The organism is Dapis purpurea BLCC-M126 (genome assembly GCF_050015975.1).
GTDB lineage: Bacteria > Cyanobacteriota > Cyanobacteriia > Cyanobacteriales > Microcoleaceae > Trichodesmium.
The window spans coordinates 19,211-33,999 of sequence record NZ_JBNHER010000273.1; the positions used below are offsets into that span (position 1 = coordinate 19,211).

General features: G+C 38.3%; 12 protein-coding genes. 3 read left to right on the top strand and 9 right to left on the bottom strand.

The genetic code is table 11. The features are described 5' to 3' along the window. Positions 1–40: 40 nt before the first annotated feature. The 4 genes from ACP6PL_RS25250 to ACP6PL_RS25265 form a co-directional block, all read right to left on the bottom strand. On the bottom strand, positions 41–649 hold the full coding sequence (locus ACP6PL_RS25250) for an ureidoglycolate lyase (RefSeq protein WP_426548088.1): 609 nt from the start codon (positions 647–649) through the stop codon (positions 41–43). A gap of 314 nt (positions 650–963) precedes the next feature. Then, positions 964–2,445, bottom strand: a complete 1,482-nt coding sequence (gene asnB, locus ACP6PL_RS25255; RefSeq protein WP_426548089.1) for an asparagine synthase B — start codon at positions 2,443–2,445, stop codon at positions 964–966. Positions 2,446–2,557: 112 nt separating this feature from the next. Then, positions 2,558–3,022, bottom strand: coding sequence for an aspartate 1-decarboxylase (panD, locus tag ACP6PL_RS25260; protein ID WP_426548090.1), 465 nt, complete (start codon positions 3,020–3,022; stop codon positions 2,558–2,560). 133 nt (positions 3,023–3,155) lie between these two features. Then, a complete protein-coding gene (locus tag ACP6PL_RS25265; RefSeq protein ID WP_426548091.1) occupies positions 3,156–4,553 on the bottom strand; it encodes a methyltransferase domain-containing protein in 1,398 nt (465 codons plus the stop codon). A gap of 721 nt (positions 4,554–5,274) precedes the next feature. Between ACP6PL_RS25265 and ACP6PL_RS25270 the strand changes: the two genes are divergently transcribed. Beyond that, a complete protein-coding gene (locus ACP6PL_RS25270; protein ID WP_426548092.1) occupies positions 5,275–5,490 on the top strand; it encodes a hypothetical protein in 216 nt (71 codons plus the stop codon). 134 nt (positions 5,491–5,624) lie between these two features. Then, entirely contained in the window at positions 5,625–6,761 is a 1,137-nt protein-coding gene (locus ACP6PL_RS25275; protein WP_426548093.1) for an agmatine deiminase family protein, read from the top strand. A gap of 873 nt (positions 6,762–7,634) precedes the next feature. Here ACP6PL_RS25275 and ACP6PL_RS25280 read toward each other — a convergent pair. From ACP6PL_RS25280 to ACP6PL_RS25295, 4 genes are all read right to left on the bottom strand, one after another. Continuing rightward, entirely contained in the window at positions 7,635–9,077 is a 1,443-nt protein-coding gene (locus ACP6PL_RS25280; protein ID WP_426548094.1) for a polysaccharide deacetylase family protein, read from the bottom strand. 334 nt (positions 9,078–9,411) lie between these two features. Further along, positions 9,412–10,233, bottom strand: coding sequence for an IS66 family transposase (locus ACP6PL_RS25285; RefSeq protein WP_426548095.1), 822 nt, complete (start codon positions 10,231–10,233; stop codon positions 9,412–9,414). 54 nt (positions 10,234–10,287) lie between these two features. Further along, entirely contained in the window at positions 10,288–10,776 is a 489-nt protein-coding gene (locus ACP6PL_RS25290; protein ID WP_426548096.1) for a hypothetical protein, read from the bottom strand. 264 nt (positions 10,777–11,040) lie between these two features. Continuing rightward, positions 11,041–11,247, bottom strand: coding sequence for a hypothetical protein (locus ACP6PL_RS25295; protein WP_426548097.1), 207 nt, complete (start codon positions 11,245–11,247; stop codon positions 11,041–11,043). A gap of 713 nt (positions 11,248–11,960) precedes the next feature. Here ACP6PL_RS25295 and ACP6PL_RS25300 point away from each other — a divergent pair. Further along, complete coding sequence (locus tag ACP6PL_RS25300) at positions 11,961–12,380, top strand: late competence development ComFB family protein (RefSeq protein WP_426548098.1); 420 nt, start codon at positions 11,961–11,963, stop codon at positions 12,378–12,380. Positions 12,381–13,031: 651 nt separating this feature from the next. On the opposite strand, the gene ACP6PL_RS25305 is transcribed toward ACP6PL_RS25300, so the two are convergent. Continuing rightward, positions 13,032–14,603, bottom strand: coding sequence for a hypothetical protein (locus ACP6PL_RS25305; RefSeq protein ID WP_426548099.1), 1,572 nt, complete (start codon positions 14,601–14,603; stop codon positions 13,032–13,034). Positions 14,604–14,789: the final 186 nt, after the last annotated feature.

A 14,789-nucleotide genomic window follows, 5' to 3' on the forward strand; every position in this document is an offset into this window, starting at 1 on the left:
AAGTCAATGCTCCTTTTATTGATAAATAGAATATAGAAGTTTAACGGTCTTGCGGTTGACCTAGGGGAATTTTTAACCAAGTCTTATGCTCTTTGGTTAAGACACAATCGATTGTTGCATAAATACTGCCTTGTTTCCTCTGATAAAGTACTTCTTTTTCTGAAAGTGATATGGGGTTTGTATGCCAGACTCCAGGATGTATTGATATGCCACAAATACCATCTGAATAAAGAGCGACAAAGTCTTCAGGCTTGACATCGTCTTTAGGAGGAGCCAACAGATATATACTCGGTTCACCATTTTTAGGCATAAATGCTTCTCCTGCATCTAGATGGGCACTCAGCCAGTTTACCAGAAGATATTTAGAGTTACTTCCTGGTTCGGATACAATCTTACCCGCTGCACCACCGCGAGCATTCTGATGACCCGCAGAAAATATGGTCGAACCCTCCCAATAAACTCTGAACTGCTCTTCAATAACAGTACCGTAACCCCCCTTGGAAATTAGAGGTCGTTTTCCTGAAGTAGGCCATTTGCATAACTCTATTTTCGCATTTTCAAAATCTGTGAATACAACCCCTAACCCCAGAGCATTTTGGGAATTCAACCTTTTTAAGGGAACATCATAGTAATTGACTGTGGTCGCCATTTTTTCTTGAATTTAATTAAGAATTGAACTGTTATATCAATTAACAATTATAGCAATTATTGAATCGGTGAGGTACAGTTTTTTTATCCCCCCCAGCCCCCTGAAAGGGGGGAGAAGAACTCAAAGTCCCCCCTTTCAAAGGGGGGATTTAGGGGGGATTTAGTTCAGTTCGATATGCGTACCTCATAGTTTTGAAAAAGGCTATAACAATTAACAATTAACAATTGGGTTAAAGGCGTAAAAGCATTTATTTTACTGGCTTTGCTTTTTTTACCCTCTTGTTTTTACCCGCGGTCATTTATTGCGATTTGATATTAATGGAAAGTTCGATCCCACTTGCCAACTAAATTGACGGCAAATGGCTGAGGAAAATACTGCTCAAAAATCCTGTAGTAAAGTAATTCCTCCTTACTTTTTATGGGGTCTCCCCGAAAGCGTGCCCGCTCAAAATCTTTGTCAGAAATAGTAGCCTCAGCGTGAGCTGCTAAAACTTTAGAGGAAGCACAACCATGAGCAAATTCCATCTTTTCTCGCCAAACTATTTCTGGCGGTAAATAGTCTTCAAAAGCTTTACGGAGCAACCATTTTTCAATGCCAAAACTCTGGTGAAGCTTGAGGTTAGGATTTATAGTCAGTGCCATTTCCACAAAGTCTATATCTAGAAAAGGAACTCTTGCTTCTAAACCATGAGCCATTGTCAGTCTGTCTAATTTTTGCAAATTGAGATTATGTAATCCTTTAATCCGAGATACCAATTCTTGATTTAACGTCTTGCCATCATTGTAATCAGCTAGATAACTATAGCCAGCAAACAACTCATCTGATGCGTCTCCTCCGAGAACTACTTTGACATATTGGCTAGCAAGATTAGATAGCAAGTAGGTAGGTACACAACTTCTTAACCAAGCAGCATCATAGGATTCAAAGTGGTAAATTACCTCGGGTAGAACAGAAAGCATTTCTGCTTCTGAGTAAATATATTCGTGATGAATTGTTCCTAAATATTCTGCTACTAATCTTGCTGCTTTCAGATCGGGAGAGTTAGCAAATCCGGTGGCAAAAGAATGTAGTTCTGACAGTTCTCGCTTCATTAAAGCCGCAATTATGCTAGAATCAAGTCCTCCACTGAGAAATACTCCGACAGGAACGTCAGACATTAAACGCCTGCGGACACTTTGAGAAAGTCCTTGGCGAATTTTTTCTAAAATCACCTCTACATCTTCTAAAAACACATCGACTTCGGGAAAATCGTAGTATGATTGTAAACCCTCATCAGAATGGTAATAATGTCCTGGAGGAAACTCTTTAACTGCTTCGCCATACTCTATTAAAGCTTTGATTTCCGAAGCAAAAAATAAACCTTCTTCACTTTGAGCATAGTATAAAGGTTTAATCCCTAAGCGATCGCGCGCGACAAAGAATTCCCGATCGCTAGCCAAGATAAAGCTAAACATACCCCTGAGTTTTTGAGGCATCTGAGTGCCAAACTTTTGGTAGAGGGGTAGCAGAATTTCTGTATCGCTGTTGGTTGAGAAGTTGTAGTTTCCCTGCAAGCGATCGCGCCATTGTTGATGGTTATAAATTTCTCCGTTAGCAATAGCGTATAATTTACTCTGCGGATCGTATAATGGTTGCTCTCCTCCTTCTACATCAATAATAGCAAGACGATTATGTCCCAAAGCATAGTTTTCTTGGCAAATGCTACCAGTACCATCGGGTCCCCGATGACCTAAGATAGACAAGGTGTCTTCTATTCTAGGTAAATTTAAGCCAAAAAATCCAACTATTCCACACATATCTTTATCATCAAGGTAAGTTCAAGTCTTTCGACCGCAATTGAATGTCGTGCTTGTCTGGCTTTTCATAATTGGGCGATCGCCCAATTTACAATTCAATTTTTCCCCAGTTTTACACCTCTACCATCACTGGTAAATTAATCAATTGTTTATCGTTCGCTGTTTCATAACCGTTATATTCCAAGGTCTCCCCATTCGGAGTAAGGCTTTGGTAGAAAACTTCCTTCGGCCGGTTATTTTCGTCGGCGACTAGCACTCGCGCTTGGTGTCCCTGACGCAAGACTTCCGATCGCTCTATTTCCTCGTTTGCCCAAATAATCAAGATATCTCCAGGTTGGCACAGCAAGGCCCCCCCACCGTTGGGACAAATCTGACCTTTTCCAGGTTCTCCTGGTAACACATAAGTCCTCCAGCGATTGCCATTATCGATGTTGACAATTTCCACTTCTTCTAGGGGTAATATTCCCACCTTTTCTAATAACTCTCGGTCGATGGTAATGCTACCCACATAGTCGCGATTTGCCTCAGTCACGCGGACGCGATGAAGCTTGGCGTGCATCAGTTTAATTCTTGCCATCTTTATTATTGTTGGTTTATTTGCTAGAAAAATCCTTTATTAGACCAGTTCGATAATTCCATTTTTGCCCCGATCAAACTTGTTTGACAAAGGTTTTAACCTCGTTTATTGGGCAAGTCAGACTCAAAGGCAATTAATCCTTTTTCAAAACCATAGCATACATGGCTTCCGTGTCAAAGATGTTAAACTCCTCCCTGGCTACCAAACTCCAAGAAAGGCTTTTAATAACTTCTCGGACAGCAGGGTTGTCGTCGTGGTAGTCCGCCCGTACCGTCAGCAGGAAATAACCTCCAGCTTTTAAAAGGGGGAATAAATTGTACAAGGCTTCGATCGGAGCATGACCAAAGGTAAAAACTCCCACAGCGATTATAGCATCAAAGTTTTCCGTAGCTGCAAATTTGAGGGGTTCTTCTAAGTTGCCCTGGTGCAATGCTCGATAAACCTGCTTATTGCGGGCAACTTCCAGCATTTCTTCTGACAAATCGACTCCTACTATATTGCTATAACCCAGTTCGGCCAAGGCTTCTCCTACCATTCCCGTCCCCGCCCCTGCGTCGAGGATACTAGCCTCTTTATCGGGCAGGACTCCAGCAAGAGCCCTAGCAGAGAGAATTGGACTAATGCGATAGGGTTGGTCCAATTCGGCATCGTAAATACGAGACCAGGCATCGTATTTATCCCGCAGACTTTGTTGGTTGTTAGTTTCGTAGATCCAGGAGAGGCGATCGCTAACTTTTTCACATAAGTAATAAGCCCAACCTAATTGATCGCTTTGAATTGCCTCGCACATTTTATCATAAGCTGCGCTCAGTTCTGGATATTGAGGCAAAGCTAACTGGGAAAGTAACTCATAACTCTTGTGCAAATGCTCTTTCAAATCTTTAGCTGCCAAAACCATAAACCCTAACTTGCCCAGGAAATCTTTATAGGAGTCCAAGCTAAATATTGGTTCAAACAGCAAGCGATCGTAGACATATTGGCGTGCCATTTCGTTAATTTCCTGTGTCGGAGAAATCAAGTCATCGAAGATGAATGTGCCTCCTTCTTCAAGTACGCGGTGAACCTCTCGTAATGCCTGATGGCGATCGTGAACATGATACAATGTTGCTTGACTCCAAACATGGGTAAAGCTCCCCTCCTCATAGGGCAGGTTTGTGGCCGATGCTTTCTCAAATTCTAGTCTTAATGAAGGATACTCCTGTGCTTTAGCTTTAGCATTCTCAATGCGCACACCACTAAGATCGACTCCCACTACTTCACAGTCTGTCTGTTGGGATAACCATATAGCAGTGTTGCCATTACCACAGCCAAGGTCTAATACGCGAGAATCTTTTGTTATGCCACTCTGGGAGAGCATATATTCGTTCCAGTGTTTACAAGCAGTAATAAAGTCTTCTACTTTAGCATCTGTTAAGTTCTCAAAATAGCCCCAATGTAAACTACCTTCTGAGTCCCAAAAACTTCGATAAAGGCTATCTTCACTATCATAAAATACCTCTGTATCGGCCTCAGAAAATTTGCTTTGTGTCATGCTTTTTTTTATTTCATTTCTCTGTCTATCTGGTTTATTATCCCACCTTTGTGACTTTAGGCTGAAAAAAAATTGCTAAAACAATCACAGAGAAATTATTTTAAGTATTTTCCGACACCAATAGCAACAAGCTTTACAGGGCAGAATTTTTACAATTTTTTATATTATCAGGACTTACGCAGTACCGCTATATATAGCGTATAAATTCGTCATTATTCCAGATAGACCTACTATAATTAGTACCATTGCGTAAGTCCTGATTATATCAAATCCGGTAGCATCGATGTAATTAAACCTGAATTTTGGGCCACCAATGGTACTTGGTTATAGCCTTGATGAGAAACTGCTGTTTGAAAACCCACATTCCGCACGACAAAATACTGCGCTCCGCATTATTATCTCAACTACTAATGTAATATCAATGTTAATTATTGTTGAGTTTTTTTGGTGGTGCTAACTGTTGATAGCGTCCGTATTTATTGTAGGAAGTATCCGATATGATCGCAGACCCTATTCTTAAATTATATTCTGGTTTGGTCATTTGTCAAAAAAATTAGATGCGTTTGCCCTGGTCTAAACTCCAGTGGAATGATAATTATTATTAGTGAGAGTCAGGGGGCAGCTATCAAGTGTCCTTTTTGTAGTAAATTTGAAACTGGTACTGATTTGAGGATATTGAGGCAGTTGGAATGTCCATAGAATTAACTGAGGAGCTGAAAACTTGTTATCTGAAACCGCAGCTCGACTGCCTCTTTCAGAGGAGCTTCACTTCTGTGGTCTTTCTCTAGGTCAATTTATGGCACGAAGGGTTTTAAGATTAGTCTACGGTGGCCAGAGTCTAGCTCACCAAAAATTAGGATGGAATAGAGTAACTATTAGTAAAGGAATTAAAGAATTAAATAGTGGCATGATCTATGTAGATAATCATCTCCAATAAACAAAAATCATGCTTCGTTATCACACTCTTATTCATCAATTATTTGCGTCTACTGCCTCTTTTGTTCAAAATTTTCGTGGAACTGAGGCTATTTGAGATCTTGTGTAAATCTTATTCAATTTAAAATCTGCTTTATGAATAGACGCTCCTTTTTGCAATTAATGGCAACAACATCAGGTTTAATTTTCTCAAGAAAAAGTTTCGCCACCTTTTCCACACCTAATTCTCAATTATCAAATAACATCTCATCTTCTATGCCATCAAATTCTTCCTTTTTTATGCCCGATGAAGCCGAACCCCATTTATGTACTTGGATGGCTTTTAGTGCTAGTCCAGATATTTGGGGAAGGAAATACGCTTCTGGTGTACAAGATAATCTCGCCAGAATTGCCAAAGCTATTGTCAAATATGAACCTGTGAAAATGTTGGTGCGGGAGGAAGACTATAAGGTAGCTGTCGCTAAATGTGGTACTAATGTAGAATTGATTGTTTGCCCAATAGATGACCTGTGGATGAGGGATACAGGTTGCGTTTTTGTGGTTAATGATGCTGATGAGAAAGCAGCTATTGATTTTAATTTTAATGGTTGGGGAAACAAACAATATCACGAGCGCGATGCTAAAGTAGCTCGGTTTGTGGCCAAACAGTCTGGAGTATCATTGATTAATACAGACCTTGTATTTGAGGGTGGAGGTATTGAAGTCGATGGTAATGGTACGGCGATCGTGACTGAAAGTTGTATTATTAATGATAATCGCAATCCTGGTTGGAGTAAAGCTGACTGTGCAGCAGAATTGAAGTTTTTATTGGGGTTGCGGAAAATTATTTGGTTACCAGGTATTAGAGGTTATGATATTACCGATGGACATACTGATTTTTATGCCCGCTTTGCTGGCCCTGGTGTTGTTGTTGCTGGATACGACCCCGATCCTGACTCTTTTGACCATGCTGTTACCAAAAAACATCTAGAAATTCTGCGCTCGGCAACGGATGCAGATGGCAATAAATTAGAGGTTGTGGTACTTGAAGGTCCGACAAAAATCCGATCAGGATACGAAAGTGATGATGATTTTGCAGCAGGATATATTAATTTTTACGTTCTTAATGGTGCGGTTCTTGCTCCAGAATTTGGCGATCGCCAGGCAGATCGACGTGCAAAAGAAACTTTAGCGGAACTTTTTCCAGGTCGAGATATTGTACAAATTAATATTGATGAAATTGCTGCAGGAGGAGGTGGAATACATTGTACAACTCAGCAGGAACCAAAGTAAAGTCAAAAGTTAGAAGTAATATAATTCTCTGGTAAAAAAGTTTTTGTTTGTAGTAGGGCTTCAGCCCGAATTAATAATCGGGCTAAAGCCCTACTTTATAAGAAACCGGGTTTGTGGGAAGTAGATGTAATACACTGGGGCACCTAAAACAAACCCGGTTTCTGGGTTTGCCTGGGTAATATTTATAAGAAACCGGGTTTGTGGGAAAAAAAGTTTTTGTTTTAAGAAAGGATATTATCAAATCCGTTCGTTCGTTTAATAAAGTAATAAAAAAGTTTTTGTTTGTAGTAGGGCTTTAGCCCTATCTATAATTCGGGCTAAAGCCCTACTACGAACTTTTTCTAAATTCTCTTCCCTCCTGACTTCTGATTCCTGTCTCCTGTCTCCCGTCTCCTTTCACAAAAAGTGCTGTAAAATTATATATATCAAGTCAAAGGTTGATTGAAATGAAAGCCAATTTGGATAGGGTAAAAAAAAATCTGGGAGTTATACTAAAGTTTAATAGGAAAAAATCAACTAAACCAACTAAACAAATCATAAAGCAGCCACCGATAAATTAAATAAACCCGCCCCCAACAACCACCGAAACCTGTAGGGGTAGGTTCATCCCAAAACATTGCAAAACCCCATAAATTAAATAAACCCGCCCCTACAAACTTGATTCGCCGCTCGTGGGGGCGGGTTTAGTTAACTTAATTGCTGCTCTCAAAACTTTTGGTTGAACCCGCTCCTACAAACTTGATTCGCCGCTCGTGGGGGGCGGGTTTAGTTAACTTAATTGCTGCTCTCAAAGCTTTTGGTTGAACCCGCTCCTACAAACTTCCCTTGTGACTCCTGACTCCTTCTTCCGGTACTTATGAACAATTGATAATATCATAGAGGAAAATCACCCTGTTGATAGGCATTAATTTGCTCTTCACTCAACAACTCCATAAAATCTGCTAACTCGCTATAAGTCACGCATCGAACTTCAGGCAAACCGCAGACAGACTCAGCCAACCTAAACATCGCATTCCAGTACGCGCCGTTATTCCAAGCTGAAAAATGATGCCCGATATGTATGGGAGCGCGGTTGCCATTATAGTTTTTCTGAAAATACTTCATGTAAGTTTTATAAGTATCTTCCTCATAACGTTTGGCATTGCGAGGATTAGGTTTGGCGCGAGAATGCAGATAATAAAAATTGTAATCCATTGATAACACGCTCTTACCACTTGAGTTAGTCAAACTAGCTAGGGGAAAATTCCAAATACCGTTTTCCTGACGCGGCCAATAATTAGAAGATGCCACTTTGCTTGTGTCGTAGCGGAAACCATCCTTTGCGAGAACCTTATACAAACCCCGACTTCTGGCTAATAAGGGAGCACGAAAACCTTCTATGGCATTGCGATCAAATACGAGTGAGCCTGGCAATTCGTTAATTTTATGCGCTTCAAACAGAAATTTATCAAAATATTCAAACTCCTCAGCCCAGTTTTGTTCGCTCCATTTACTACCGTTGAAATGACCAACTGCATGAGACCCGATTTCGTGACCTTCCTGGTAAGCGAGGTTAACCTGTTCGAGTCGCAGAGCAATATCTTGAGCTGTTCCTCCCCAACCAATATCCGAACGACCTTTACCTTTGCCACCAGGAGCGTTGTATATTTTTCGTTTATCCTTGCTGACAAAATATACACCACTAACAAAATAAGTGAAGCGAACGTTAACGCCTTTTTCTTCCATTTCCTTAGCAAAGTTGCGCGACTTTTTCCAAGCATCTAGGGAACGGGAACCGTCAAATGCTAACATGACAAACTGGGGCGGTGTTTTGCTTGCCATTTCTGTTTTTTGCATTAGTTTGTAGAGAAAACGAGCATTCCAAAGGTTTAATTGACAGCTATTTCCGCCATTAGCTTTGATACAAGCAGAAATTAATTCTGGAGTAAAAGGACCCATAACTTGATTATTTTCAACGCAATAACCAATAATTTTATTGAGGCGAGAACCCTCCGGACATCTTCTGTTTCCGTAAGCTTGGAGAAATAATTTTTCTGACCATTGGTTACTGTTGCAACTGCCTCCACCTCCCCATTCTCGACATTTTTTAATCATTGTTTTACTGAATGGTCCAAGAGCATATTCGCCGTTAGTATAGAAGTATCCACCTTTGTCGTTAATGGGCTTTTTTTCAAATTTTAATGTCTCTAATTTGGCAGTTTTATTGTTAGTAGGTCTAGAGTTGTCCGAAATATTTGATGTATTGCTACAGGCAGATATTAAGATTAAAATACTATAGATAAAAAGGGTATGGTATAATTTGATTTTTCTTAGCACTTTAATATTTTTCACTCCTTTCAATTAAATCTGATAATAATATCGTGTTCGGGCTTTGTTGCATGAAAGTGCTAGAAGCATTATGAAATAAGGATTTATCAATAAATATTATTAATGCGAAAGTCTTGTACTGCAAGGATTCCAGGATATTCGTGCAACAAAGCCTCGTGTTCGGATAATCACTTATAATAAAGTATATGGTTTGTAGTAGGGCTTCAGCCCTATCTACAGTTTGGGCTGAAGCCCTACTACGAACTGTAATTATAATAACTATTTAACCGAACATAATATAAGTTATATTTTTAGTATCCACTCAATATGATGGGGTAGGCAATTATGATAGCTGCCAAGACCAACGAAAGCAATTAAAAGAAGAGCGCTCTTTAATAATAGTTGCCAGAGAGGGAATATTCCTGGTCTGAGAAATTCGTTGGCGGAGCCTAGCGGCAGCTATATCGCGTACATATTCAAAAAAGCTCAATCCCAGCTTACGAGTAGTAGCAACAAGGGACATAAAAGTATCCCAAGATGCAGTCCCCTCAGCCGTCTGAGTTCCATAACTGATATTATGCATCCTCACCATAGTCCTAGCAGCTAACTCCGCTGGGTTATTATGCAATGGCAATTCCGGATGCTCTAACACCAACAGCAACTCCGAGATTTTAGTCCCAGTTAATCGTTTTCGTTCATCCAACTGCTGATAACCACTCTGAGTCCCAAAAAGTCGAGAAAATTCAGAGCGTAGCCTATGGGCTGTTGAAAGTGTGGGAGCATCTCTATAAGTAAGTAAATCTCGGTAGTAATCCCAAAAATCATCCAAGAATTGTTCCAGGAGTTGTTGATGATAATTAACTTTGGGAGTTAACTTTTTATAATGTCGTCCCTCATGTACCCAACACAAAGCTAAATTATCGGTTAGTAACTTGAACTGAGGTGCATCATCACTTACAAGAGTGTTTATGACTGGCCAGTCAGTTTGCTGATGATAAAAAGCGATTGCTGCTGCTTCTAAAATACGTTGACGTTGGAGTAGCCCTAATAATGGTAAATATCTATCTAGTAGCCCATTAAACTCTGTGGAATTCAATACAGTTTCTTGGGGCAACAATTCTAGAGACTTCTTCCATTTATCTGGTATATGTAAGGTCTCCAACAATGAGAAGGTGAAGGGGTTGATAATAAACTCTAGTTCTCTTCCGTTGACTAAACCTTAAAGTATACTTAATCTATCTTTTTTGGCAGTGGTAAAGTAGACCATATAAAGAGGGTTACACACTACATTCGTGGTATAGTTGACTCCTCCCACGCGGGCTCCTGTTTGGTCAAAGTGCTGCCAGGGACTACTTAATAGTCCGGCTTCATATATTTCACTTTTTTCTTTCTCAAAACCAGACTGGTTTTTGATTAACAGATTGGACAAATGCCCTGCTGACATGGAGATGCCCATGTCCTCTAGAAACTCTAATAGTTTGCCTTGGGTCATATTTCCCCCATAGTACAAACTAATGATTAAGCTTTTAATTCCTGGACCAAATTCTCCTTCATAACCTGGTGGTAATTCTGCCAAATAAGTTTTTCCCCTTGAAGGTGAGTAGTATTTCTGTTTCAGGAATAATACGTTATCGCTTCCCAAGGTAATATCTTGAATGATTACTTCTTCGTAACCTTTAAACTCTGCATCAATGGGCAGTAATTCCATAGGGTACTCTAGTATTTCTTCTCTATCTATTTTGAGCTGAGATTTTTTACTGCCCTTTGAATGGTTTTTAGGTAGCTTTCGTTCTTTTTCTGATGAGTAGTTCTGGGAAAATCCTCTTGGTTTTTTGGCTTTGATTTTGGGCTGTTGTTGTTCTCCCTTACAGCGGTTTTCATATTAATAAACCACAATGATACTGACTCCTTACTCTTTACTCCTTACTCATTACTCCTTACTCATTACTCCTACAACAGTTTTGTGGTCTACTCAACTGAAAAGCGCTGTAAGACGGTTATTTTCGTCTTTTAACCGTTGATTTTCTGTTTGTAATTCTTTGAGTTGTGTCTGTAATTGCTCTATCAGGTTCAGTAATACCTCTACTGTTTGAGACAAGGATTTGTCTGCAACTTCGGTAGGGTTAATTGTTTGCAGGACTTGCTCTACTAATTTTTTGCTATCATTATTTTGTCTCATATTTCATATTCTATAACCAACTTTATTCTCGTGTTATTATTCTTTATCCTTTATTTTTTTTTGTGATTGAGCCGATATTCTTGATCGCGATTGTTGGTCTTGGCAGCTATCATAATTGCCTACCCCATCATATTGAGTGGATACTAAATACCCTTAGGGGTTCTATAGATATTAACTCTTGGGTTTAGACAAATAATAGCAATAAACATGATATTATTAAAAATTAGTCTTATAAAAACTTTAACAGTATCTGGACATTGATTGCTTAAATTTTTGATAAAGAGTGGTTTTTATAAGTACTAGACAATAGGAAGATTCCGATAAGAACGTCCCTAGAACTCGCTATAAGTGTGGGTTGTAACTGGGTAGGTGAACAACTGTGGTAAGAGTCGTCTTTGCTAGACAAGAAATAGGGCAAAAAGATTGAAAAATACTCTCACTCTCCCCATCACCCCCTTTACTTTTAATAGATCCCAAATGGCTTCTATAAAATGTTTCTTTAAGCATTTGTAGATTGTGATCATCATCACCCCAAATGATTAATTTGCTTCACTTTGTTGTAGTTGAATAACTCACTCCATCACTTCCCAAAAATCACCGTAATTTTACTCAGAGATCACTGCCACAACCAGAAAAAGCTGAGATGATTACACCATAGAATTAATTAACACAAAGTAAATATTCAATATTTGAACACAAACAGGAGATCTAAAATGATTCAGACTAATCCTAAAAAGAAATATGTAAATATCATGGAAGAGATTGTTGCACAGGAAGTAAATCGGAAAATGACACTGTTGCCTGAAAAGTTGGCAAAATATATTAAGCGATCTGATGTAGAAACTTATGCACTAAATCGTCTTCCTCCATTATATGCTTGTAGCAAGGAAGGTTTGCAGTTTCAAATAAAAAAAGCCCAAAAAGATTATGAAAAAAAGATTGCTTTGGTAGTACGTCATGCTTTTGCTGCCGTACAAAGAGATCTTCTAAGAAAGTCAACTCCTCTATTTAAGGAAGAAATCAAAAAAGTATCTTCTGCAACAGCAACACCTAATTCAGAAACTCAAAAAAGTACCAATCAAAACTATAGTTCGCGTCATAGTCGCTACTATCGCCCAGGGTGCGCCAGATAATACCATTTCTCAAAAACTTTTCTACATTTTATTGAGTAGAGGAGTAGGGGAGAAGTAAATATAAAAATAATTAATAATAACTTGCTTGCTAATAATTAGCTAAAAGATTATTTATTCCTGTTAATTACTTAAGAATTGAAGTTTTACCACCTAAGTATAGCATTAATGCACAGACATTAATCGATAATTAACTCTGGTTAAAACCGTAATGGAATTGAGTATAAGGAAATATCCTAGCATTTTTCTCGAAGAGAGATTGGATATGGCGTTTTGCTGGCGCAAAGCTTTCCTAGGTCATGCTCCGCATTCATATCGCGAAGTGTTTCATGTCGGCGACAGCCGTTTAGCTAGCGCACAACTTCGTTAACGCTGCGCGACATGAAAAACGAAGTTGTGTGCTAGCAAAAACGACCGCTTTTTCCCCTTGAAAGGGGAGGCTAATAAAGCTGAATTGTTCAATTAATAATTATTAATTACTAATTATTCGGTAATTGTATAATACCAAATTCAAAAAAGGTAGTTTAGTTGGTGGTTGATAGATTTGAGGTTTTAGGAGAATCAATTAGTGATAATTTTAATTGAAAAAACAAGATAAATTTAAACTGAATTATCCGTATATCCGTGGTAAAAATCACAGTTGTACAAACTCTTTCAACCAAAACTATATAACCAACCATCCCGACCACAAATTCTGACAATTCCATCCCAAACAATAGGAGTAGATTCAAAAGAAACTTTACCAGCAAATTTGCCAGCTTCTTCTACTATTAAACGGAAAAATTCTCCCTTGTTATTAGGTAAAGCATTTTTATCGTCAGGTTGAGCAGATTCCCAATTTAGATTAAACATATAAACTCCATTATATCCAGCAGTTACTAATTTATTTCCATCAGTAAAAATTGGTGTTGAAATAGAAGGTCCGATTTTCTGCTTAAATATAATTAAAGGAGTATCATAATTAAATTTTTTCAAAGGTCCTTTAACTTGATTTCCTGTGGTTAAATTTTGGGAACCAATATATAGATATCCATCAAGAGCATTAGTAGCGAATAAAGCGGGAAATTCTCCATAATTATTATATTCATCATTCAATGCTACTGAGCCAATAATCCCTCCTAACCAACTATTAAATTTAATATTACCTGTCGGCAGAAACCATTCGACACTTTCCTGGGGTGTTTTATTAGGATTTAATTTGACTACCCCACCATTTCCGGGAATATATTGTTTCTCAATAGCACAGAATAATTTACCTGTTTTAGAAATAGCGACTGTACCATCTAAATCTGAACCTGTATAAAAATCCCAAACTATCTTTTTACTCTCAATATCAATACCATAAATATGCCCCGAACCTGCTGCTAAAAATATTTTATTATTGAGTCTGGCAGGAGATGATTCAGAAACAATATTTCCGCCTTGTCTTTTCCGATCACTATCCACATAAAGTTTTAATTCAGATAATATTTCTGGCTGCTTAATACCAGATTTAACTTTAGTTTTACTGCCAGAACTATTAATAAAATAACCAATGGCATTTTCTCCAGCATTGAAAATTAAACCATTTCCCACTGGCAAAGCAGAACTATCATTATCTCGGCTATAACTACGGGTTTTCCTAATATCGAGTTGCCAAATTTCTTTCCCTGTTCTAAAAGAAATAGCGCGAAAACTAGGAGCGATTCCTTTTTTCGGTCTACCTGTTCTACTTCCCTGTAAAATCACGATGCGATTCTCTTCATTAGCAGTTTCATCAATATAAATAGTACTGGAACCTTTAATCACATCATCAAATTTATATTGCCAAACTTCTTGATTATTCGCAGTATCTATTTTGCGCAAAAGATGATCGTAACTACCAATAACTAAATAAGTTTTTCCCCGATCTTTAGTAATAGTGGGTTGTCCTGTCCATCCAGCTCCACTCCATACTTTTCTCGTTTTACCAACATAAGTTACACCTGTTCCTAGTTTAAATTTATCTATAACTTGAAAATTTTCTGGTGTACCACGACCATAAAATCTTCTTTGGTCATTTCCCAAATATGTCGGAATTAATAAATCAATTTCTGGGTCAAGATAAGCAAAAAAGTCTTTAACTTTATTTTCTAATAAATTTTCTGATAAGTTAATATTCAGATATTTTGACAATATTGGTGCAATTCCCATTCCTAAAGAAAATTGCATAGCTATTTGATGGAAGTCTCTTCTTGAGTAATTCATATCATTTACCAGTTATCAGTTATCAGTTTTCAAGGGAAAAGTAAAAATCTTTCATTTTTCCGAATATTTGGGAGTTAAGGTCAAGATATATTTATCTGACTCCAAAAATGTTTTTGTCAGCTAAATTTTTTGTCTACTCCCTCTAAGTAAAAACACAAAAAAATCTCACAGCTTTGGTAGGAAGAC